General features: G+C 73.1%; 15 protein-coding genes. 6 read left to right on the plus strand and 9 right to left on the minus strand.

The features are described 5' to 3' along the window. Positions 1–1,005, minus strand: coding sequence for a TAXI family TRAP transporter solute-binding subunit (locus ACYVF7_RS12315; RefSeq protein ID WP_460338993.1), 1,005 nt, complete (start codon positions 1,003–1,005; stop codon positions 1–3). 632 nt (positions 1,006–1,637) lie between these two features. Here ACYVF7_RS12315 and ACYVF7_RS12320 point away from each other — a divergent pair. From ACYVF7_RS12320 to ACYVF7_RS12330, 3 genes are all read left to right on the plus strand, one after another. Then, positions 1,638–4,229: a right-handed parallel beta-helix repeat-containing protein gene (locus tag ACYVF7_RS12320; protein ID WP_460338995.1), complete on the plus strand. Its 2,592-nt coding sequence runs from the start codon at positions 1,638–1,640 to the stop codon at positions 4,227–4,229. A gap of 164 nt (positions 4,230–4,393) precedes the next feature. After that, a complete protein-coding gene (locus tag ACYVF7_RS12325; RefSeq protein ID WP_460338997.1) occupies positions 4,394–5,170 on the plus strand; it encodes an SAM-dependent methyltransferase in 777 nt (258 codons plus the stop codon). Between the two features lie 159 nt (positions 5,171–5,329). Next, complete coding sequence (locus ACYVF7_RS12330) at positions 5,330–7,042, plus strand: DEAD/DEAH box helicase (protein ID WP_460338999.1); 1,713 nt, start codon at positions 5,330–5,332, stop codon at positions 7,040–7,042. 87 nt (positions 7,043–7,129) lie between these two features. On the opposite strand, the gene ACYVF7_RS12335 is transcribed toward ACYVF7_RS12330, so the two are convergent. Further along, positions 7,130–8,071 (minus strand): LysR family transcriptional regulator, encoded by a 942-nt coding sequence (locus ACYVF7_RS12335; protein ID WP_460339001.1) that lies wholly within the window; start codon positions 8,069–8,071, stop codon positions 7,130–7,132. Positions 8,072–8,181: 110 nt separating this feature from the next. Here ACYVF7_RS12335 and ACYVF7_RS12340 point away from each other — a divergent pair, with 110 nt between their 5' ends. After that, positions 8,182–8,388 carry a hypothetical protein gene (locus tag ACYVF7_RS12340; protein ID WP_460339003.1) on the plus strand — a complete coding sequence of 69 codons (207 nt, stop codon included), beginning with the start codon at positions 8,182–8,184 and terminating at the stop codon, positions 8,386–8,388. A gap of 451 nt (positions 8,389–8,839) precedes the next feature. Here the strand turns inward: ACYVF7_RS12340 and ACYVF7_RS12345 are convergent, their stop codons facing one another. From ACYVF7_RS12345 to ACYVF7_RS12375, 7 genes are all read right to left on the minus strand, one after another. After that, entirely contained in the window at positions 8,840–9,727 is an 888-nt protein-coding gene (locus ACYVF7_RS12345) for a DUF2268 domain-containing putative Zn-dependent protease (protein WP_460339005.1), read from the minus strand. A 166-nt stretch (positions 9,728–9,893) separates the two neighbouring features. Beyond that, positions 9,894–10,097, minus strand: coding sequence for a hypothetical protein (locus ACYVF7_RS12350; RefSeq protein WP_460339007.1), 204 nt, complete (start codon positions 10,095–10,097; stop codon positions 9,894–9,896). A gap of 52 nt (positions 10,098–10,149) precedes the next feature. Continuing rightward, the gene (locus ACYVF7_RS12355) at positions 10,150–11,040 is read right to left on the minus strand and encodes a hypothetical protein (protein WP_460339009.1); all 891 of its coding nucleotides are present in this window, start codon (positions 11,038–11,040) and stop codon (positions 10,150–10,152) included. A gap of 225 nt (positions 11,041–11,265) precedes the next feature. After that, positions 11,266–11,829: a hypothetical protein gene (locus ACYVF7_RS12360; RefSeq protein ID WP_460339011.1), complete on the minus strand. Its 564-nt coding sequence runs from the start codon at positions 11,827–11,829 to the stop codon at positions 11,266–11,268. Positions 11,830–12,023: 194 nt separating this feature from the next. Next, positions 12,024–12,506: a hypothetical protein gene (locus ACYVF7_RS12365; protein WP_460339013.1), complete on the minus strand. Its 483-nt coding sequence runs from the start codon at positions 12,504–12,506 to the stop codon at positions 12,024–12,026. Positions 12,507–12,647: 141 nt separating this feature from the next. Next, complete coding sequence (locus ACYVF7_RS12370; protein WP_460339015.1) at positions 12,648–15,305, minus strand: LuxR C-terminal-related transcriptional regulator; 2,658 nt, start codon at positions 15,303–15,305, stop codon at positions 12,648–12,650. Positions 15,306–15,369: 64 nt separating this feature from the next. Beyond that, a complete protein-coding gene (locus ACYVF7_RS12375) occupies positions 15,370–18,000 on the minus strand; it encodes a LuxR C-terminal-related transcriptional regulator (RefSeq protein WP_460339017.1) in 2,631 nt (876 codons plus the stop codon). A gap of 141 nt (positions 18,001–18,141) precedes the next feature. On the opposite strand from ACYVF7_RS12375, the gene ACYVF7_RS12380 reads away from it, so the two are divergent. Further along, complete coding sequence (locus ACYVF7_RS12380) at positions 18,142–19,419, plus strand: FAD-dependent oxidoreductase (protein ID WP_460339019.1); 1,278 nt, start codon at positions 18,142–18,144, stop codon at positions 19,417–19,419. A 133-nt stretch (positions 19,420–19,552) separates the two neighbouring features. After that, positions 19,553–20,605: a PP2C family protein-serine/threonine phosphatase gene (locus ACYVF7_RS12385; RefSeq protein WP_460339021.1), complete on the plus strand. Its 1,053-nt coding sequence runs from the start codon at positions 19,553–19,555 to the stop codon at positions 20,603–20,605. Positions 20,606–20,616: the final 11 nt, after the last annotated feature.

Here is a 20,616-nt window from a genome sequence, read left to right on the forward strand (position 1 = left end):
TCAGAGCTTGACGGACTGGTAGTACCGCGCCGCTCCCGGATGCAGCGGCACGGGATCGGTCTGGACGGCACTGCGCACGTCCAGCAGCTCCGCCGAGGGGACGGCCGCCGCGATGGTGTTCCGGTCACGGATCAGGATCTCGGTCAGGCGGTAGGCGAGCCGGTCGTCGAACGAGGGCGGGGTCACCAGGTAGTTGGCCACGGCGAGGGTCTGGACCTCGTCGACGTTCACATAGGTGCTCCCGGGGATCGTGGCCGCCCGGTAGTACGGGCCGTAGCGCCGGCGGATCTCGGGCGCCAGCCCGCCCAGCGGGATGAAACGGAGCGGTTCGCGCCCGGCCAGCTCCGCGATCCCGGCCGTGGGCAGACCCCCGGACCAGAAGAACGCGTCGATGAAACCCGAGCGCAGCGCGGCGGTCGCGTCATCCAGGCCCATGCGGACCCGCCGCACTTGTCGTTGCACCTTCGGCCCGGCGGCGGCCAGCACCCGCTGGGCCACGATCGCCACACCCGACCCTTTCCCGCCGACCGAGACGACCCGGCCGCGCAGGTCGTCGATCGACCAGAAGCCCGACTTTCCCCGGACCACCAGGTGGATGTAGTCGTCGTACAGGCGGGCCAGCGCCCGGATCGGCATGCCGGTCGTGGCGCCGGCGGCGTCCGCCGCCACGAACGCCAGCCGGTCGCGGCCGTCCTGGAGCCGCTGCAGGTTGTCGACGGACCCGGTGGTGACGTCCACGGAGGCACGGACTCCCGGGAGCTCACGGTCGATCAGCCCGGCGAGCCGCCGGCCGTACAGGTAGTAGACCCCGGCCGCGACGCCGGTCGCGATCGGCAGCGGTCCTTTCGGGTAGTCGCCCGCGCCGCCGGTCAGCGCGCAGGCGCTGACCGCTCCGAGCCCGGCCGTCCCCAGGGCGGCCAGCCCGAGACCGGTCCGGAGTGTCGTCCTCCGGTCCGGCATGCTCGCCCGGCTCGGGTAGCCGGGCGATCGCGCAGGGTAGGCCATAAGGCATGATCTCACTCGTCGGAGTGGTGTCGGTGCACGTTGCGGCATCGTGATCGAGAGAGACATACCGGACGCCGAATCGTGAAATCGTGGCACTCGCGTGTGGCAGATGAGCCTGGCAAGCTTGATCGTGTGGGTATGCCAGGGAACACGGATCGTGAGTACTTCGTGCCGTGCCGGCCGGACTCCGCGGCGCCTCGTCCCCCGGTGCTCGCGGTGACGGCAAGAGCCGATAGGACGCGTGGGCCTGTGGCGGCCGGGACACCTCCTAGATCGCCCGGGACACGATGGCCCGCGGCGGCCGGCTGGTTCGCGGCAACGGCTGGCGGGTTCGCGGCGGCGGTCGGTGGGCTTGTGGCGACTGCCGGTGGGCTTGTGGCGACTGCGGTCGGCGGGCATGTGGCGACGGCCGGCGGGCTCGTGGCGGCGATCGGGAGGCGGCCCTGACCGGGCCTCGGCCCCCGGTCCCCGGGCCGGGAGGCCCGGGAGACCGGCGGCCGTCCGGTCAGCAGGGACCACTGGGGGAGACCAGGGTCAAAGGAGGGTGGCAGCGCGTCGCACCCGGGGCCTGGGGTGGGCACCGGACGATCGGCGCCGCCGTACGGGCGGCCGCCGACGGCGCGGTCGTCTCCGTGCCGCCCGGCGTCTACAACGAGGCGCTCATCGTCGACCGTGACGTCACGATCGTCGCCGCCCGGGGCGCGGGCACGGTGCGCGTCGTCTCGCCGCACGGGCCGGCGCTCAGCCTCCACGGCTGCTCGGCCACCGTGCGCGACCTGACGCTCGAGGCGCCCGCGTCGGCGGACGTGGCCGTGCTGATCCGCTCCGGCGTTCCGGTGATCGAACGTTGCGAGATCAGCGGTGGCGGCATCACCTTCACCGACGCCGCCTTCACGCTGCGCGGCTGCACCGTGCGCGAAGCGGGCGACACGGGTGTGCGCGTGACCGGCACGAGCACGGGCATCGTCGCGGACTGCACCATCCGGTCCGTGGCCGGCGCGGGCGTACGCCTCGACGGCGTCGCCCAGCTCGAGTGCGTCCGAACGGTCGTCGACGGGGCGCGCGGTCCCGGCCTGCAGTTGACCGCCGGCGCCCACGGGCTGTTCACGGACTGCGAGGTCAGAGGGTCGGGCGAGGCCGCGCTGGCCATCGGAGCGGCGGCGTACGCCTACCTCCGAGGGTGCAAGCTGCATGACTCCGGCGCGCAGGGGGTGCGCCTGGAGGACTCGGCGGGAGCGGCCGAGCACGCGGCCGCTGCCGCCCACCGGGGCGACGAGGAGGCCGAAGGCGCCTCGGCCGGCCTGGACGACCGCCGCGTACGGCTCGAAGGGTGCGAGATCGCCCGTACCAAGGCCGAGGGCGTCCTCGTACGCGGCGAGGCCGTCGCCCGGCTGAAGGACTGTCAGGTCCGCGAGACCGACGCGGTGGCGATCATGGCCACCGGGTCGTGCCGGCTGGAGCTGGAGGACGTGCGCGCGGTCGACGTCACGGGGACGGCGCTGGTCGTCACCGGTGCGGCCGCCGTACGGGCCCGCCGCTCGGTCTTCGCGCGGTCGGCGGCCAACGGGGTCAACTGCAAGGGCGACGCGGTCGTGTCCCTGCGCGAGTGCGAGATCGCCCGGACGGCGTTCACGGCGGTTCACCTCGGCGGTGGGGCGCGGGCCACGTTGCAGGACTGCCACGTCCGTGAGTCGCCGGAGCACGGCATCCGGGTCGATGGGAGCGCCGACCTGTTCGCCGAGCGGACCCGGATCGAGCGGGCCCGGATGACCGGGGTGTCGATCGAGGGCGCCGACGCCGTGCTGCGCGAGTGCCGGATCAGCGACGTCGAGATGGGGGCGCAGATCACCACGCGGCACCGGCCGCTGCTCGACGCCTGCGACTTCTCCGACGTGGTGCGCACCGGGGTCGAGGTCGGGCCCGACACCGGTGTGCTGATCCGCGGGGGCCGCATATCGGGGACCGGCTCGGCCGGGGTGTTCCTCGACGAGGGCAGCGAGGCGTGGGTCGAGGACGTCGAGCTCTGTGACACCGAGGGCAGCGCGCTGGTGATCTGGACGGGAGCGCGCCCGCGCGTCCGGTCGGTGACCATCGCCCGGTGCGGCAAGAACGGCGTGTACATGAACGAGGGCGCCGCGGGCGTGCTCGAGGACTGCGACATCTCCGAGACGGGCTTTCCCGCGCTGTACGTCGGGCCGCACGCCAAGCCCACCGTGCGCCGCTGCCTGGTCCACGACACGAAGGAGGACCTCACCGTCGCGGAGGGCGCCGAGCCGGTCTTCCAGGACTGCCGTACCGGCAACGTGGCGACCAGCGCGATGCCGCTCGCCGAGAGCAGCCAGCGCGTCGTGCTCCGCCCCGGCGCCGCGAACGCCACCGTGCGCGGCGCCCTCGCGAACGAGGAGGGCGAGGAGGACCTGGCCGACCTCCTCGCCGAGCTCGAGCGCCTGGTCGGCCTGGGCCGCGTCAAGCAGGAGGTCGCTTCTCTGGCCAAGCTGATGCAGATGGTCAAGCGCCGCGAGGAGGTGGGGCTCTCGCCGCCGCCGCTGTCCCGGCACCTGGTGTTCGCCGGCAACCCGGGCACCGGCAAGACCACCGTCGCCCGCCTCTACGGCCGGATCCTCGCGGCCCTGGGGCTGCTCTCCAGCGGCCACCTGGTCGAGACCGACCGCGGCGACCTGGTGGGGGAGTACGTCGGGCACACCGCGCCGAAGACGCAGGCCGTGTTCAAGCGGGCGTTCGGCGGCGTGCTGTTCGTCGACGAGGCGTACGCCCTGGCGCCGTACGGGCAGAGCAACGACTTCGGGCAGGAGGCCATCGCCACGCTGGTCAAGCTGATGGAGGATCACCGCGACGAGGTCGTCGTGATCGCCGCCGGCTATCCCGGGGACATGGAGCGGTTCATCGACTCCAACCCGGGGCTGGCGTCGCGGTTCACCCGCACGCTGACCTTCGAGGACTACTCCTCCGAGGAGCTCGTCCGGATCGTGCAGCACCAGGCCCGGCAGCACGACTACCATCTGCCGGACGACACTCTCGCCCGCCTGCTGGACTACTTCGAGCGGTATCCGCGCGGAGCGAGGTTCGGCAACGGCCGCGCGGCCCGGCAGGTGTTCCAGCGGGTGACCGAGCAGCAGGCGCAGCGGGTGGCGGAGCTGCGCGCGCCGACGAAGGAGGACCTGACGATCGTACGACCGGAGGACCTTCCGGAAGGGCCGCTCTAGAGCCCGCGCGGAATGGGCGCCGGGCGGTCCATTCGGCGCGGGCTTTTAGCTGGTCTTCGGATGGCCCGGCGGTTAACGCCGGTTTCTGGGATGATCTCAGCGTGGTGGTTCGTGAGGGAGCAGAGGTGGAGTCAGCGCCGCGGTCGTACGGCTTCGATCCGACGATGCCGAACGAAGCTCGCATGCTCGACTACATGCTCGGCGGGAAGGACAATTTCGCCGCCGATCGCGCCGCCGCCGACCGGGCCCTCGCCGTGGCCCCCGAGCTGCCCATGATGGCGCGCGAGTCGCGCAAGTTCCTCAACCGGGCGGTGCGTTTCCTCGTGGCGGCCGGAATCCGGCAGTTCGTCGACATCGGCTGCGGGCTGCCGACCCAGGGGCCCGTGCACGAGGTCGCGCAGGCCGCGGCCTCGGACACGCGGGTCGTCTACGTCGACAACGACCCGCTGGTCGTCAACCACGCCGAGGCGCTCCTGACGTACACCGCCCGGACCGCCACCATCCGCGCGGACCTGCGCGAACCCGAGGAGCTGTTCGCCCATCCGCGGCTGACGGAGCTGATCGACCTGCGGTGGCCGGTCGGGGTCGTGCTGGTCGGCGTACTGGGCGTGATCCCGGAGGACGACGTCGTGCGGAGCGTCGTCGGCCGGGTGAGCCGGGCGGTCGCCTCCGGGAGCCACCTGGTCATCACTCAGGCCATCTCCGACGTGCGCCCCGAGGTCACCGAGGAGCTGGCCGCGCTCTACCAGGACGAGCAGATCGTCCGCGGGTCGCGCCGGCGCAACGTCCGCACCCGGGCGGAGGCCGAGCTCTCCTTCGAGGGGCTCGACCTCGTAGAGCCCGGTATCGTCCATGTACCGGCCTGGCGCCCGGATCCCGGCGAACCCTCTGTCGACCCCCGGGAGGTCTGGGCGATCGCGGGCGTGGGGCGCAAGCCCTGACGGGGCACCGCCGCGAAATACCCCCGCCCTGAGCGTTTCACTTCTGCGCCGTCAGCGCGGACGATCCCGCCTTGTCGGGAACGCTCCAACGCGGGGTGGTCGAACGACGCCGACCGGAACGGTGTAGGCGTAGAGGTGAGCTTTGGGAAGGACGAGTCGATGATGACCCCCAGTGAGTCCGAAGGCACGGCCGAGGACGTAACAGGTTTCGCGGACCTGCGGCTGCGGCCGGAACTGCTGAACGCCCTGTCCGGCCTGGGCTACGAGGAACCCACGCCGATCCAGCGGGAGGCGATCCCGCTGCTGATCGAGGGCGGCGACCTCGTCGGGCAGGCGGCGACGGGGACGGGCAAGACCGCGGCGTTCGCGCTGCCGATCCTGCAGCGGATGCCGGAGGACCGGGGCACCGGCCCGTTCGCCCTCGTGCTCGTGCCGACCCGTGAGCTGGCCGTCCAGGTCTCCCAGGCGTGCCACCGGTACGGCCGGGAGCTGGGGGCGCGTGCCCTGCCGATCTACGGCGGCCAGCCGATCGGCTGGCAGATCAAGTCGATCGAACGCGGAGTCGACGTCGTGGTCGCCACGCCGGGACGGGCCCTCGACCACATCCGGCGCGGCACGCTCCGGCTGGACACCGTACGCGTCGTCGTCCTCGACGAGGCCGACGAGATGCTGGACATGGGCTTCGCCGAGGACATCGAGGCGATCCTGCAGGAGACCCCCGAGGAACGCCAGACCGTGCTGTTCTCGGCGACGCTGCCCCCGCGCATCGAGGGCCTCGCCGGGCGCTACCTGCGCGAACCCGCCCGGATCCAGATGGGCCGCGAGGCGCCCGCGCCGGGCGAGGCGCCGAAGGTACGGCAGGAGGCGTACGTCGTCGGCCGCGCCCACAAGCCGGCGGCGCTCGGTCGGCTGCTCGACGTGGAGGCGCCCACGGCTGCGATCGTGTTCTGCCGGACGCGTGAGGAGGTCGACACGCTTACCGAGAACCTCAACGGATCGGGCTACCGCGCCGAGGCCCTGCACGGCGGGATGAGCCAGGAGCACCGGGACCGGGTCATGGGACGGCTGCGAGGCGGCACCGCCGAGCTGCTCATCGCCACCGACGTGGCCGCGCGAGGGCTCGACATCGAGCAGCTCACCCACGTCGTCAACTACAACGTCCCCTCCGCGCCCGAGACGTACGTGCACCGCATCGGCCGCGTCGGGCGGGCGGGCCGCGAGGGCGTCGCCATCACTCTCGCGGAGCCGCGCGAGCACCGCATGCTCAAGGCGATCGAGCGTCAGACCAAGCAGCGGATCAACGTCCGGAAGGTCCCGACCGTCGCCGACCTGCGGGCCCGGCGCCTCGAGCTGACCCGCGCGGCACTGCAGGAGAGCCTCCTCGAGGACGATCTGCAGCAGTTCCTCGCCGTGGTCGAGCCGCTCGCCGAGGAGTTCGACGTCATGGAGGTGGCGCTCGCGGCGGTCAAGCTCGCGTACGACTCCAGCGGGGCGACGGTCGACGAGGAGGAGATCCCGGAGGTCGCACCCAGGCCCGAGCGCGACGGGCGTGACGGCCGCGACCGCCGGGACGGCGGCCGCCGCGAACGCCGCGGCCGCGGACCCGCCGAGGGCATGACGCGGCTGTTCGTGGGTGCCGGCCGCAGCGCCGGAATCCGGCCACAGGATCTGGTCGGCGCCATCGCCGGCGAGTCCCGCCTGTCCGGGCGCGACATCGGCACGATCGAGATCGCGGACCGCTTCTCCCTCGTCGAGATCCCCGACGGCGCCGCCGAGGACGTGATCAAGGCCCTGCGCAAGACCACCATCAAGGGCCGCAAGCCCACCGTCCGCCGCGAACGCGACGCCACCAGCAACCGCCGCTCCCGCTGACGTCCGGGGCCCTTACGCGGGGCGGGCGACGCCGGTGTGCTCGGCCGCCGGCGTGTCGGCTGACGTCCGGGGGCGCGCACCCACCCTTTACGTAGGGCGGGCGACGCCGGGGTGCTCGGCCGCCAGCGTGTCGGCCGCGGCCCGCAAGGCGTCGAGGACCGCGCGGACCGACGGTCGTATGTCGCCGTCGCTGCGGGTCCAGACGATCACGAGGCGTCGTACGGTCGCGTCGGCCAGGTCGCGGACGGCGATCCCGGACTGTTCGGTGAAGCGGACCAGCTCGGGCAGGAAGCCGATGGCCTGGCCGTGGGCGGCGAGGGCGAGGTTCACGAGCAGGTCGTTCGAGCGGTACCGGATCTCGGGGCGGAAACCGCCGTGCTCCACGCACAGCCGCTCGGTGATCTCGGCGTGGGATGTGCCGGGATGCCCGGATGCCCACACCTCGCCCGCGAGGTCGGCGATCGGTACGGCCGAGTCCGAGGCGGCGAGACGGTGCCCGGCGGGCAGGACCAGCCGGGTCGGCTCGGAGAGCAGGACCTCGTCGATCAGGCCGGCGGTGCGCGGTCGCCGGAGACTGTCGTACTCGTTGCTGATGACCAGGTCGACCTCCTGCAGGACCAGGGACTGCAGGGCGTGCTCGAACTCGTCATCGAGCACCTCGACGACGAGGTCCGGGTACTGGGCGGACAGGCCCGCCAGCGCGGGTGCCACCAGGTGCAGCAGGGCGGTCTGGAACCCGACGAGCCGTACGGTCCCGGCGACCAGTCCGCACGCGGCGCGCGCTGCGTCTTCGGCCTGCTTGGCCTGGGCGAGGAGACCTTCGGCGGCGCGCGCGAGCGTCTCGCCGGCCTCCGTCAGCCGTAGGCGACGGCCGACGCGTTCGGTGAGCGGCACCCCGATGTCCTTCTGGAGCTGGGCCAGCTGCTGCGACACCGCGGACGGGCTGTAGCCGAGCGCGCCGGCGACCGCCCCGACCGTGCCGCGCAGTTGAAGCTCGCGGAGTACCCGCAACCGGACCAGGTCGATCATTCAGTAAGTCTTACATGTTCCATGCAGTAATGCTCGCTGGACCTTCATGGTCAGCGGGCGCACAATGTAAGTACCAAGAAAGCGGAACACTGATGACGAAGGAGATCGCCATGTTGGCGATGGTCGCGATTCTCGTCGCGCTCGCTGTGCTCGGACCCCTCGCCGGCGCGGACACTCGTGACGGCCTCGACTGGGCGCGGAACAACTTCTGGCTGCGCCGCCGCAACGCCGCGAAGACGGCCGCCGCCACCCGGACCTCCGAGACCGCGACCCAGGCCCGCGTCCGCGAGCACCGTACGATCCCGGCCGCCCGCTGACCCCAGCCGTCCGCGGATCCCGGCCGCCGGCTGACCCCAGCCGTCCGCGGATCCCGGCAAGCCCGCGGATCCCGGCCGCCGGCTGACGTGGGCCACCCCTGTGGTCCCGGCTACCCCCCCTGGCCCCGGCCGCCTGCGGATCCCGGCAGCCGGCCGACCTGGGCCACCGCCTGGCCCCGGCAACCCACTACCGGCCACCCTTCCGGGTCCGGGCGACCCACTGGAACCGGCCACCCCTCTGGTTCCGGCCGCCCGCCGATCCTCGCCGGTCCACTGGCTCGGGCTGCTCGCTGATCCGGGCCGCTAACCGATCCTCGCCGACCCGCTGATCCCCGGCCGCTCGCCCACCTGCGGTCCGGGGCCGTCGATCCGTCCCCCGGCATGGATCGACGGCACGCGGCACGCGCGGATCGCCCGGTGCCACCGTGCCCGCGCGATCCCGTACGGGCGGTCACGCGTTGGTCGGCACGCCCGCGTTGACGAGGATCTCGCGCGCCGGCAGCGCGGTGCTCTGGGCGGCGGTCAGGCCGGAGGCCGCCAGGTGGGCGTCCACGATCCGCAGGCCGGCCGCGTACCCGGCGAAGTCCGGCAGCCCCACGGGCTCTTGCCCCATGAGCTGCGCGGTGGCGTCGCCGAAGACGTACGCGGTCAGGTTCTGCATCCCGGCCACGTCGATCCCGGCAGTGATCTTCTCGTAGGCGCCGTCCAGCTCCGTGCCGGTCAGGCCTGTCGCCCAGGGGCCCATGGCCTGCTCGCCGGCCAGTTCCCGGACGAACGCCTCGGCCAGTCCCTCGGCGACGACGTGTTCGCCGACCGTGACGGTCATCGGGTTCCAGACCACGTTCGCGTAGCGCACGTTGTGGTGGAGTTCGTGGGCGGCGGCGTGGCCGATCTTCTGGAGGCTCGTGTCGGTGGGCCACATCAGCAGGTGGATCGCGCCTGGGATGCCGCCCATACCGAAGTAGCCGGCGCTGCGGACCGTCAGGTGGTGGTCATCGGGGTCGCCGAGCACCAGGACGACGTGCACGGTGTCGGCGTGCTCGATGCCCGGCACCGCACCGCTGATCCGCTCCCAGGCGGCGGCGAGAGAGTCCTCGACCCGGTTCCACACGCTCGCGTCCCGCATCTGACGCAGGGCGGTCGCGTACCGGGGGTCGTCGCGATCGAGGCGGAAGCCACTGCCCATCTGGTGCATCTGGACGAGGTCGATATCGCCCATCACGGACATCGCACTCTCGAGCGGACTGAGCATTTCTCGCAGGGCGTCGGGCCGCTCCTCCAGCGGTCGCTGCAGGAGTTCGAGCATGGCCGACGCCGTGTCGTGAACCACGATCTTCATGGCTCGGGACCGTAGGCCCTCCTGTTAGGTAAGGGTCAAACCGCGTCGACGAGACCGGAGGCCGCAGGCGGGTCTCCGACCGGCCAATGCGGCGCAGGAGCGGGCCGTGGTCTCGGGTTTCGGGGTTCGGCGACCAAGACACTCGGCGGCCGTGGCCGGGCGGGGCTCATCGACGCAGCCGGCCGACCAGGTATCCGATCGGCAGGCCGATGGCCAGGCCGAGGACGACGCCGATGAGCAACCCGGCGATCAACCCGGCCACCACTCCCGTCGTGAGGAACATGGTGAGCCCGACGGCCAGGCCAACGATCACCCCCGCGACCAGCCCGGCCAGCAATCCCAGGACAAGCCCGGCGATCAGACCCGGCATACCACGTGCATACCCAGGCCGTTCCAGGTCAGACGACCTGCGGGATGGGGGTTCACCGTTGCCGCACGAACTCCAGGCGTACGGGGTCGTTGTCGGCGATCAGCATCACCACGCCGTGCTGCGGGGTCCAGCCGTCGGAGACGAGGACGTAGTGACCGCCAGTGTGGAGGTTGAGCCGCAGGCCGGTGTACCGGTAACGGTAGGCGGCATTGGCGTCGGTGAGCGTGGTCTCCGTCACGCCCGGCGCGGTCAGGTACAGGCGCTTGGGGCTGTAGACCACGACCTGGGTCAGGCCCTTGATGTGGGCCGCGAAAAGATCTGCGAGGGCGTAGCCCTGGACCTTCGCGTAGCGGGACGTTCCCCAGAACAGCGCGACGCCGACGATGATGGCGGTGAAGGCGCGTAGTAGCGGGACTCTCCCCGGGGGCGGCTCGGCCGCATCAGGCAGCATGCTCCGGAGCTGGGCGGCGTACACGACGAGGAGGACGCCGGCACCGACGCTGAAGGGAAAGGAGAGGTAGGCTGCGGCCCGCCAGACGTAGCCGAGGGCCCAGACGACCCCCGGGAGGATGAGCCAGGCGAACGGCAGGATCCGGAGCGTCCACCGGACGACGCGATCGTCCCGTCCCCCGGCGCGGATCCGGCGCACCAGCCGGTCGTCCCACTGGAGCCACACCATCCCACCGGCCGCGATGATCAGTAGGAGCACGAACACCGGCAGCACACTGCGCAAGACGTAGTCGCGGGTGGACATCCCGAGAATGCTCTCGTCGAACCCCAGCTCCCGCGACTGCACGTCATTGCGCTGCCAGCCGAAGAAGACGAGCAGGGCGGTCAGGACGGTGGCGTTGGCGATGATCCCGGCGAGCCAGCGAAGGATCTCGTTGCCCTTCCCACCCTCACCGTCGGCCTTGCCCGTCGCGGCGTCGTCCTGTGACGCCACGTTCGTCCCCGAAGCCGGTGCCTGTGGATTGGAGGTCGGCGCCCCGGCGCCGGGAGTGTCCGGCTGGGGGGTCGGTGCCTCCGTCTCAGACGCGTGTGGAGCCGAGGCCGAGGTCCTCGCACCGGGTGGCGCTTCAGGCGGCGAGGAGACCGGTATCGGCTCTTGCGGTCCGGCGGGCGGCGCCGCCGGTGTTTCTCTACCTTTCGGGTGCCCGTCGGGCATGGGTCACCCGCCGGTTCCGGATGACGACTCCGGTGAGTCGGGCGGGCCGGCCGAGTTCGCGGGTTCGGACGGTTGCGCGCTTCCTTCCGACTCTGAGGGGCTGGGGGACTCCGCGGGAGGCGGAGGGCAGGTGCCGAACGCCGACCGCGGTTGCTGGTGGACGACCGACGCGGAGGCTCGGTAAAGCTCGCAGAGGAACCAGTCGTGCGAATCGAAAGAGGGCCGGGTGAGCGTTCGGAGAAGGTCATGCGCGGTGGTCCGGTGACCTCTGCACACCGCGATGCCGATCTTCAGAATCGTCGCGAAGCTGCTCGAGTCCTTGTCCAGTTCCTGATATTCCAGTTCCTTCTGCGCCTTATCGCAGTTTTTGGCGCGGATGTCGGCGTAGATGAAGGCGGGCGGATTGCCGCTGTCCGGCCCGGCAGGCAGGTCGAAGCCGTACCGGTCGCCGCCGTTGCCACCGCCACCTCCGTTGCCGCCATTCCCCCCGCCGCCGTTTCCGCCACCGCCGCCATCGCCATGGGCGCCGCCGCCCCCGGCGCCGCTGTTGCAGCCGCTCAGCAGCACGACGGCGCACGTCAGGCCCGCCAGCGGCCGACTGATTCTTCCCCCTGGGCCACGACGCGGCCCTGGCAGATCCTGGATCGATGCTCTGATAGCCATGACGCCGACCTCCCCGTCTCCTGGTGTTGGGCCGGCCCGTCGAGCTCACGCGGGCCGTGGATCGCCCGGCCGACACCCCCGTGGTGGCCGGGCGCGGATCAGATGTTGTGGTAGAAGTCGGCTCCGGCGGAGGCGAAGTAGATCTCCCCGCCCCCGGGTGCGGAGAAGAGCATGGAGATGCCGACGCCCCACGCGATCCCGTCGTGGTTGACGTTGAAGGTGTTGACGGCGTCCAGGCTCCCGGAGTGGTTGCCGTCGATGCTGAGTCCGTCGCGCTGCAGGATGCGGTTCGGACCATCCCAGACGTGCACCGCCTGGAGAGCGCTGAAGTGCGCGGTGGTCGAGAAGAGGATCATGACCCGGCCCAGGGTGGCCCGGCGGTCCTCGACGATGACCGGTGTCGGGATCGCCACGTGGAACCAGTTGCCGTGGCCCTCCTTGAGGTAGTAATGCGCGCCGAAGCCCTCGCGCAGGCCATTGACGTCGACGTACGGCTGGTTCTTCGGATCGAGCGTCGCCGTGCCCATGCTCTGGGCGACGACGGAGTATCCCGGTACCCATGATGCGAACAGCTTGGCCATCACTTCCCCTTCCCCGTCTCGCCGCCGGGAGATTCGGCGGCTGATGGCCACGCTAAAAACGCGGGGCGGCCGGAACATGAGTAGGCCCTACTCAAACCGGAGCATGGGCAGGCCCCACTCGAACCGGAGCACGGGTAGGTCCTACTCGAAGTCCAGGGCGCCGAGCAGGTCGGCGAGGGCCGCGCGGTCGCCGACGCCGAGCCGGCCGTAGACCCCGACCAGGTGGTTCGCGACCGTGCGGGTCGACAGCACGAGACGGTCGGCGATCTCCCGGTTGCTCAGTCCGGCGGCTGCGAGCCGGGCGATCTCCCGTTGCCGCGTGGTGAGCCGGGGCGCCGTCAGGTCGCGCAGCGCGGGGGTGCGGGCTCCCTGACAGCTCCGGGCGAGGGCCCAGGCCCGGGAGGCGGCGAAGACGCCGGCCCGGTCACCCGGGGCGTACGCGGCGGCGGCCTGGGCGGCGGCTTCGGCGGCGTGCAGGAGCATGCCCATCCGCTCGAAGGCGCGGGAGACGGCGTCGAGTTCCGCGCCGTTCGCCGTGACGACGGCGGCGGCGTGCCGGGCGCACACGGCGGCGAGCGGGCCGTCGACGGTCGCGCACAGGCGGGCCAGGTCGTCGGCGACGGCAGGAGCAGCGCCGAGGCGTACGGCGTCGTGCAGCGCGAACATCCGGTAGCAGCGTAGCCCGTGGGTCTCGGCGGCGTCGGCCGCGGTCAGGGCGGCGGACACGGCCGCGCCGAGGTCGCCGCCGGCGGCGTGCACCCAGGCGCGGGCGAGCGCGGCGGGGAAGTCGATCGGCACGAACGTCTTGAGCGATCGCCGTTCGGCGGCGGCGAGGGCCGTCCGGGCGGTCGCGAGGTCGCCGAGCAGCGCCGAGGCGTGCGCGAGCTCGCCGAAGCACAGCCCGGCGAAGCCCGTTCGCTGCTCGCCGAGCTGGGCGATGCCGTCGCGGGAGAAGCGGACGGCGTCGGCCGGCCTGCCCGCCAGGAGGTGGATCTGGGCGCGGTGGCCGTCGAAGCCGGCCATGCCGAGCCGCCAGGGTGCCTCTTCCCGCATGAGCCGCCGGGTCAGGCCGGTGACCTCGTCGGCCGCGGCGAGATCGCCGTCGAACAGGTGGGAGAGCAGGCGGACGCACTGCAGGCTCCAGAACGCGTCGGGCGCGTCGTCGCGCCAGCGATCGACCTCCCGCAGCGTCGCGTCGGCGACCGCCCGCGCACGCTCGGTGTGCCCGCCGTGCGCGAGCCGGAGACCCTCGACGACCGCGGCCTGGGCGGCGCTCGCGGGCGTCATCGCGTCGCCGAGCCGGCGCGCCCGGGCCAGCTGGCGGTCGGAGGCCAGGGGATGCCCGGCGAAGAAGTGGACGAAGGCGCTGAGCACGAGGAGATCCTGGTGGATCACCGGGTCGGTGACGGCGGAGACGGCCTCGTCGACGACCCGCTGCGCGTCGGCGTCGTCGCCGACGCTCCACGCGAGTCCGAGAACGCGGGTCCGCGCGTAGACGGAGCGCTCCTGGTCGGTGGCCGGCGTCCCCATGAAGCGGCGCAGGGTCTCCTCGGCCTCCTCCGGCCGGTCGTCGAAGAAGAGGGTGTAGGCCAGCGACAAGGCAGCAGCAGGCCCGCCGCCCGCGTCGACCGCGGCCCGGCCGAGCCGCTGCGCGAGCGCGATGTCGAAGACCGACATCGCCAGGCGGCACGCCGCGATGAGCGGGAGGGGCTGCCGGGCGGTGCCGCTGTCCAGCCGCCAGACCGCCACCCTGAGGGCGTCCTCACGCCGCCGTGACCCGGTCGCCTCCACGGCGTCGGCGAGCCGGGCGAGCATCTCGCGGATCCGGCCGGAGTCCGCACGGGCGCGGACGACCTCCCCGTACAGCGGATGCGCCGGGCGCACCTGAAGCCGATGCCCGTCGCGGAACGTCGTGATCAGCTGCCGCGCCTCGCAGCGCTCGACGGCCACCGCGCCGGTGAGCCGGATGAGGACGTCCGCGCCCAGGGGCTCGCCGAGCGTGGCGAACTCCAGGGCCCGGCGTTCGTCCTCGTCGACGTCGCCGATGCGGGCCTCGACGAGGTCGCGGAGCCGCGGGGTCAGGGACAGGTCGCCGTGCCAGCGCCAGAGCCCGCCGGTCTCCTCGAGGGCCCCGGCCGTACGGCCGGCCAGCACCATCTCCCGCAGGTACAGCAGGTTGCCCTGCGTGACCCGCCACAGCCGCCGCAGGGTCGCCTCCTCGATCCGCCCGCCGAGCACCTGGGCCAGGAGCCGGCCGGTCTCCTCGACCGGCAACGGCTCGAGTTCGAGGCGCCGGACCAGGCCGTCCTTCCACAGCGCGACGATGGGGTCGGGCACGGGCTCGCCGCCGCGGACGGTGGCCAGCAGGCGGGCCCTGCAGTGCAGCACCATCTGGTGGATGAGCGCCGCCGAGGCGGCGTCGAGCAGGTGCGCGTCGTCGACCGTCAGGAGGAGGGTCTCGCCGGCCGGTGGACGCAGTGCCTCGGCCGCCCAGCGGAGCGGGTTGACGCCGGCGGCGGCCGGGAACCGCTCCGGCAGCAGGTGGGCGAACGCGCCGAAGGGGATGTCGGCGGCCGCCGCCGTGCCGCGCACCGGCGCCACCGTGAAGCCCTCCAGCCCGGCGGCGGCCTGGGCGGCCAGCCTGCTCTTGCCCGCTCCGGCGGGACCGGCCACCACGACCCCGCCACGGGCCTCGTCACCGACGATGGAGCGCACCGCGTCGAGCTGTGCCGTACGGCCGACGAAAGGCCAGAGCGGCGGCGGCGTGCCCGCGTCGTGGCGAACTCCCGGCCGTGTCATCCGGTCACGCCTTCACGGCCGACGAACGGCCAGAGCGGCAGCGTGCCCGGTTCGTGGCGCACCGTCACGCCTTCACGGCCAGCGGGCGAGCGGACGGACCGAACAGGTCTGCGAGCTCGGCGCGGTCGCCGACGCCGAGGCGTTCGTACGCGTGGAGCAGGTGGTTCTCGACCGTGCGCACCGAGAGTCCGAGGCGTTCGGCGATCTCGCGGTTGCTCGATCCGGCGACGACGAGGTGGATGACCTGCCGCTGCCGGGGCGTGAGCTCGGGCGTGGCCATCGTGGCCAGGGCGGGGGTGCGGGCGCCGTGACATCGGCGGGCCGTGGTCCACGCCCGGGCGCTCGCCGTACGGGCGGCCCGGACGCGGCCCGCGGACTCGTGCGCCGTCGCGGCCTGGGCCGCCGCCTCCGCGGCGTACAAGGTCATGCCGAGGCGTTCGTACTCCGCCGACACGGCGTCCAGCCCGGCGCCGTCGCCCGTCAGGGCGGCGTGGCGCGCGAACAGCGGCGCGAGGGCACCGTCCACCTTCCCGGTCAGGGCGGAAAGTCGGGCGGCGGCACGGCCTGCCGCGCCGAGGCGTACGACGTCGTGCAGCGCGAACATCTCGAACGCCGGCAGACCGAGCGACCGCGCCCGGGCCGCACCGTACAGGGCCACCTCGACGGCCCGGCCGACGTCGCCCCGGGCGGCCGGGATCCAGGGGCGGGCCAGCACCGCAGGGAAGTCCGGGGCGAGGTACGTCGGCAGGGTGCGCCGCTCGGCCTCGGCCAGGGCCTCCTCGGCGGCGGGGACGTCGCCGGCGAGGGCCGTGGCGTGGGCGAGCTCGCCGAAGCACAGCCCGGCGAACCCGGCCGGCGCGTCGCCGAACCGGGCGACGGCGTCACGGCACCAGCGGGCCGCCGCGCGGACGTCGCCGCGCATGCGGCTGATCTGCCCGCGGAGGGCGGCGAGGACGGTGACGCCCATGTTCCAGGTGCCGGGCTCGCCGAGTTCGCGGTACGCGGCGTCGGCCAGCGCCTCGGCCCCGGCGAGGTCGCCGGCGAAGATCTTGGCCATGAGGCGGGCCAGGCCGAGCTCGGCGAGGGCGCCGGGAACCTCGTCCCGCCAGCTCCGGGCCGTCGCGAACGCGGCGTCCACGACGGCCGTCGCGCGATCCGTACGCCCCGTGAAGGCGAACGCCTGGCCCTCGACGGCGGCCAGTTGAGCCGCGACGCCGGCGGCCGTCGGCCGGATCGCGCGGACCCGGTCCACCAGGGCCAGGGACTCGTCGACCCGCGCGGCGAGGAGGTGACAAAACGCCTTGACCGTGAGGACCTCCTGACGCCACCGGGGGTCCCCGATCGCCGCCTCGGCGGCGTCCAGAACGCGGTGCGCCTCGGCGGAGCGCCCGAGGCCGCCGTGGAGGGTGCGGGCGCGGGCCGCCGCGACGAGGGCGCGCTCGCGGTCGGTGCTCGCCGAGCCGGCCGCCCGGCACAGCGCCGCCTCGGACTCGGTGTGCCGGTCGGCGACGTGCAGGACGGCGCCCAGGGCGATCGCCGCGTCCAGGCCGCCTCCCGCCTCCAGCGCCGCCCGCCCCAGCCGTACGGCCAGGTCCACGTCGTGCGCGGCCCAGGCCAGCCGGCAGGCCGCGACCATGGGCGCGGGGTCGGCGACGCTGTCGCTGTGCAGCCGCCAGACCGCGACGCGCAGCACGTCGTCGCGCCGGCGAAGCCCCGTGGCGTCGGTGGCCTCCGCCAGCCGCCGGAGCCGGCTCCGGGCGCGTAACCTCCCGGTCCGCCCGCGGATCACCTCGCCGTACAGCGGGTGCGCCAGCCGCGCCAGCCTCCGGCGGCGGTCGACGACGACCGTCACGATCTGCCGGTCGACGACGCGCCCCACCGCGTCCGGGGACGTCAGCCCGGCGACGAGGTCGACGCCGATCGGCTCGCCGAAAGCCACGAACTCGAGGGCCTCGCGCTCATCCTCGTCGACCTCGCCGATCCGGCCGCCGATCAGCTCGTACAGTCGCGGCACGGCGGGCAGGTCGCCGGTCTGCCGCCATACGCCACGGCTCTCGGTCAGGGCTCCGGCGAGGATCAGCTCGCGCAGGAACAGTGGGTTGCCCTCGGTGATCCGCCACAGGCGCCGCGCGGTCGCCGCCTCCACCTGGCCGCGGACCGAGTCCGCCAGAATCCGCGCCGTATCCGCCTCCGACAGCGGCCCGAGCTCCACCCGCGGCACGAGGCCGTCCTGCCAGAGCCGCCGCACATGGGCGGGGACCTCCTCGCCGGTGCGGATGGTGGCGAGGAGCCGCGCACCGCCCCGGGCGACGACGTCGCGGACGAGCGCCGCGGACGCCGGGTCGAGCCAGTGCACGTCGTCGACGACCAGGACCAGCGCGCCCCGGCCCCGCCGGGCGAGCAGCGCGTCGGCCGCCCAGCCCGGACCGTCGGCCCGGCTCCCGGAGACGGGACCGGCGGGCAGCAGGTGCGCGAACGGTCCATAGGGAAGGGCCGAGGCGGCCAGCGTCGCCTGCGCCCGCGCCACCGTGAACCGCGCCGGATCGAGCGCGGCGATCACCTCCGCGGCCAGCCGCGTCTTTCCCACCCCGGGTGCGCCGGCGACGACGACCCCGCGGGCCGATGCGCCGGTCAGCAGCGATCGCACCCTGCCGAGCTGCGCCCCACGGCCGACCAACGGCGAGGGGGACCACATGAACGCATCGTACGGATTCCATCTCACTGCGTGACAGCACGTGTCCGTATCCGGCCACCCGCCCAGAGGGTCCTCGGTTGTCCGTCGTGGCGTGCGGGTATGGGGCACAGCGGTGCTTCCCTCGATTTACAGGAGGCCGCGATGCCGGACGTTCAGACCACGACCTGCGCGATCGCGGGGGGAGGCCCCGCCGGGATCATGCTGGGTCTCCTGCTCGCCCGCGCCGGGGTGCGGACGACGGTCCTGGAGAAGCACGGGGACTTCCTGCGCGACTTCCGAGGCGACACCGTCCACCCCTCCACGCTGCGGCTGATGGACGAGCTCGGCCTCGTCGAGGAGCTCGAGCGCCTGCCGCACCAGAAGCTGACGACCTTGCGGATCGGGACGCGGACGCGGCCGCTGGTCGAGGCCGACCTGACGCGGTTCACCCGCTGGAAGTACCGCCACATCGCGATGATCCCGCAGTGGGACTTCCTGACCCTCCTGGCCGACCACGCGCAGCGTTATCCGGCGTTCCGGCTGCTGATGGAGGCCGAGGTTCTCAGCCCCATCGAGGAGGACGGCGTGGTGCGGGGCGTGCGGTACCGCGACGCCTCCGGCGAGCACGACCTGCGGGCCGTGCTCACGGTGGCGGCGGACGGCCGCCGGTCCGATCTGCGCCGCGCCGCCGGCATGGTCCCCACCGAGCTCGGCGCGCCGATGGACGTCCTGTGGCTGCGGATCTCCCGCCGGCCCGGCGACCAGAACGGTCTCGGCGGCGTCATCGGCCAGGGCGAGATGGCAGCGATGATCGACCGCGGCGACTACTGGCAGATCGCCTTCCTCATCCCCAAGGGGTCGTACGAGCAGGTCCGGGCCAGGGGGCTCGGGGACCTACGGGACCGGCTCGCCGAGCTGATGCCGTCCCTGGCCGACCGGGTCGGGGAGATCGACGACTGGGACAAGGTGGCCTTCCTCGAGGTCGGCCTGAACCGGCTCCGCCGCTGGGACCGGCCGGGCCTGCTCGCCATCGGCGACGCCGCCCACACGATGTCGCCGATCGGCGGTGTCGGCATCAACCTGGCCGTTCAGGACGCCGTGGCGACGTCCAACCTGCTGGCCGAGCCGCTGTACCGCGCCCAGTCCGACCCGGCGAGGTTCGACCGGACGTTCAACCCGGAGCTGGTGCGCCGCGTCCAGTGGCGCCGGACCGTGCCGACGATCGGCACCCAGACGGTGCAGCAGGTCATCCAGCGTCAGGTGGTCGACCGGGCGCTGGCGAACACCGAGCCGCACATTCCCCGGATCTTGGAAAGCCGGCGTGGCAGGCGGCTGCTGTCACAGGTCCTGGCCCGGATCATGGTGTACGGCCTGCTGCCCGAGCACGTCCGCACCCCGGAGCGGCGCGTGACCGAGACGCCCGCCGCCGTCCGTTCGTAACGCCCTCGTCCGTACCGGGCGCGGTCGCTGATCGGGGTGATGCCTGCTGACCAGCGGGTACGCAGGGATCGTGCGTCGGTTCGGGGATGGCCGGTCGGCCCGGTCACGGTCTTGGTTGCGAAGCCACGCGCTGGTGGCGCTTCCACTGGCGCTGATCTTGGTGATCGCGCTGATCGACGTCCTCAACGGGCCGCGGATCCACCTGGGGCCGCTGCTGATCGTGGCACCGGCGATCACGGCGTCCTTCGCCGGACCGAGGGCGGTCGCGCTGATCGGCGCGATGGCCGTCGCCGCCGAGGTGCTCGTCGGCGTATCCGACGAGTGGCGCGGGGTCACGGAGTACGAGACGCAACTCTCCTCGTTGCTGCTGATCTCGGTCCTGATCGTGTTCTTCACCGCCGTACGGCAGCGGCACCGGCGTGAGCTGAAGGCGGCCCGCTCGGTGGCCGAGACGGCGCAGCGGGCGCTGATCCGCCCGCTCCCCGAACGGGTCGGGCCGCTGCGCATCGCGTCGTTCTACCTGACCGCCGAGCAGGAGGCGAGAATCGGCGGTGACCTGTACGGCGCGGTGCGGATCGCCGGAGGCACCCGGCTGATCATCGGTGACGTCCGGGGGAAGGGCCTGGCCGCCATCGACGCGTCCGCCCTGGTGGTCGGGGCGTTCCGGGCCGCCGCGCACCAGCGTTCCGCGCTCCCCGACCTGCTGTCCTTCCTGGACGGCGCGGCCGAGGTGGAGGCCGCCCGGGTGCTCGGCGGCGGGCCGGACTCAGGGGAGGGCTTCGTCACGGCCGCCGTGGTGGACATCCCCGATGAGGAGCCGCACGTGTGCATCCTCAACCGGGGGCACCCGTCGCCTCTGTTGCTGGCGGGCGGGGGCGTCACGGAACTGCGGGCGACCCAGCCCGCGCCGCCGCTCGGCCTGGGAGACCTGTACCCGGCCGACGCCCACGTCGACATCTTCCCGTTCCGGCCCGATGACCTCCTGCTCCTCTATACCGACGGAGTGATCGAGGCCCGGGACGCCGTCGGCGCGTTCTACCCCCTCGGGGAGCGTCTGCTCGCGTGGGCGGAGGACGACCCCGCGCATCTCGTCGAGCACCTGTACGAGGACCTGCGCGCGTACGCCGAGGGACGCCTGGACGACGACGTCGCGGTGATCGCCATCAAACGGATGCCCGCCCGGTAGCGCCCGACGTG

The organism is Actinoallomurus acanthiterrae, assembly GCF_054775715.1.

What these genes read in the sequence shown, in the direction of transcription:
- ACYVF7_RS12315 (WP_460338993.1), bottom strand. Translation starts at nt 1,005, where the DNA reads ATGGCCTACCCTGCGCGATCGCCCGGCTACCCGAGCCGGGCGAGCATG.
- ACYVF7_RS12325 (WP_460338997.1), top strand. Translation starts at nt 4,394, where the DNA reads ATGCCGAACGAAGCTCGCATGCTCGACTACATGCTCGGCGGGAAGGAC.
- ACYVF7_RS12330 (WP_460338999.1), top strand. Translation starts at nt 5,330, where the DNA reads ATGATGACCCCCAGTGAGTCCGAAGGCACGGCCGAGGACGTAACAGGT.
- ACYVF7_RS12335 (WP_460339001.1), bottom strand. Translation starts at nt 8,071, where the DNA reads ATGATCGACCTGGTCCGGTTGCGGGTACTCCGCGAGCTTCAACTGCGC.
- ACYVF7_RS12340 (WP_460339003.1), top strand. Translation starts at nt 8,182, where the DNA reads ATGTTGGCGATGGTCGCGATTCTCGTCGCGCTCGCTGTGCTCGGACCC.
- ACYVF7_RS12345 (WP_460339005.1), bottom strand. Translation starts at nt 9,727, where the DNA reads ATGAAGATCGTGGTTCACGACACGGCGTCGGCCATGCTCGAACTCCTG.
- ACYVF7_RS12350 (WP_460339007.1), bottom strand. Translation starts at nt 10,097, where the DNA reads ATGCCGGGTCTGATCGCCGGGCTTGTCCTGGGATTGCTGGCCGGGCTG.
- ACYVF7_RS12365 (WP_460339013.1), bottom strand. Translation starts at nt 12,506, where the DNA reads ATGGCCAAGCTGTTCGCATCATGGGTACCGGGATACTCCGTCGTCGCC.
- ACYVF7_RS12370 (WP_460339015.1), bottom strand. Translation starts at nt 15,305, where the DNA reads ATGACACGGCCGGGAGTTCGCCACGACGCGGGCACGCCGCCGCCGCTC.
- ACYVF7_RS12375 (WP_460339017.1), bottom strand. Translation starts at nt 18,000, where the DNA reads ATGTGGTCCCCCTCGCCGTTGGTCGGCCGTGGGGCGCAGCTCGGCAGG.
- ACYVF7_RS12380 (WP_460339019.1), top strand. Translation starts at nt 18,142, where the DNA reads ATGCCGGACGTTCAGACCACGACCTGCGCGATCGCGGGGGGAGGCCCC.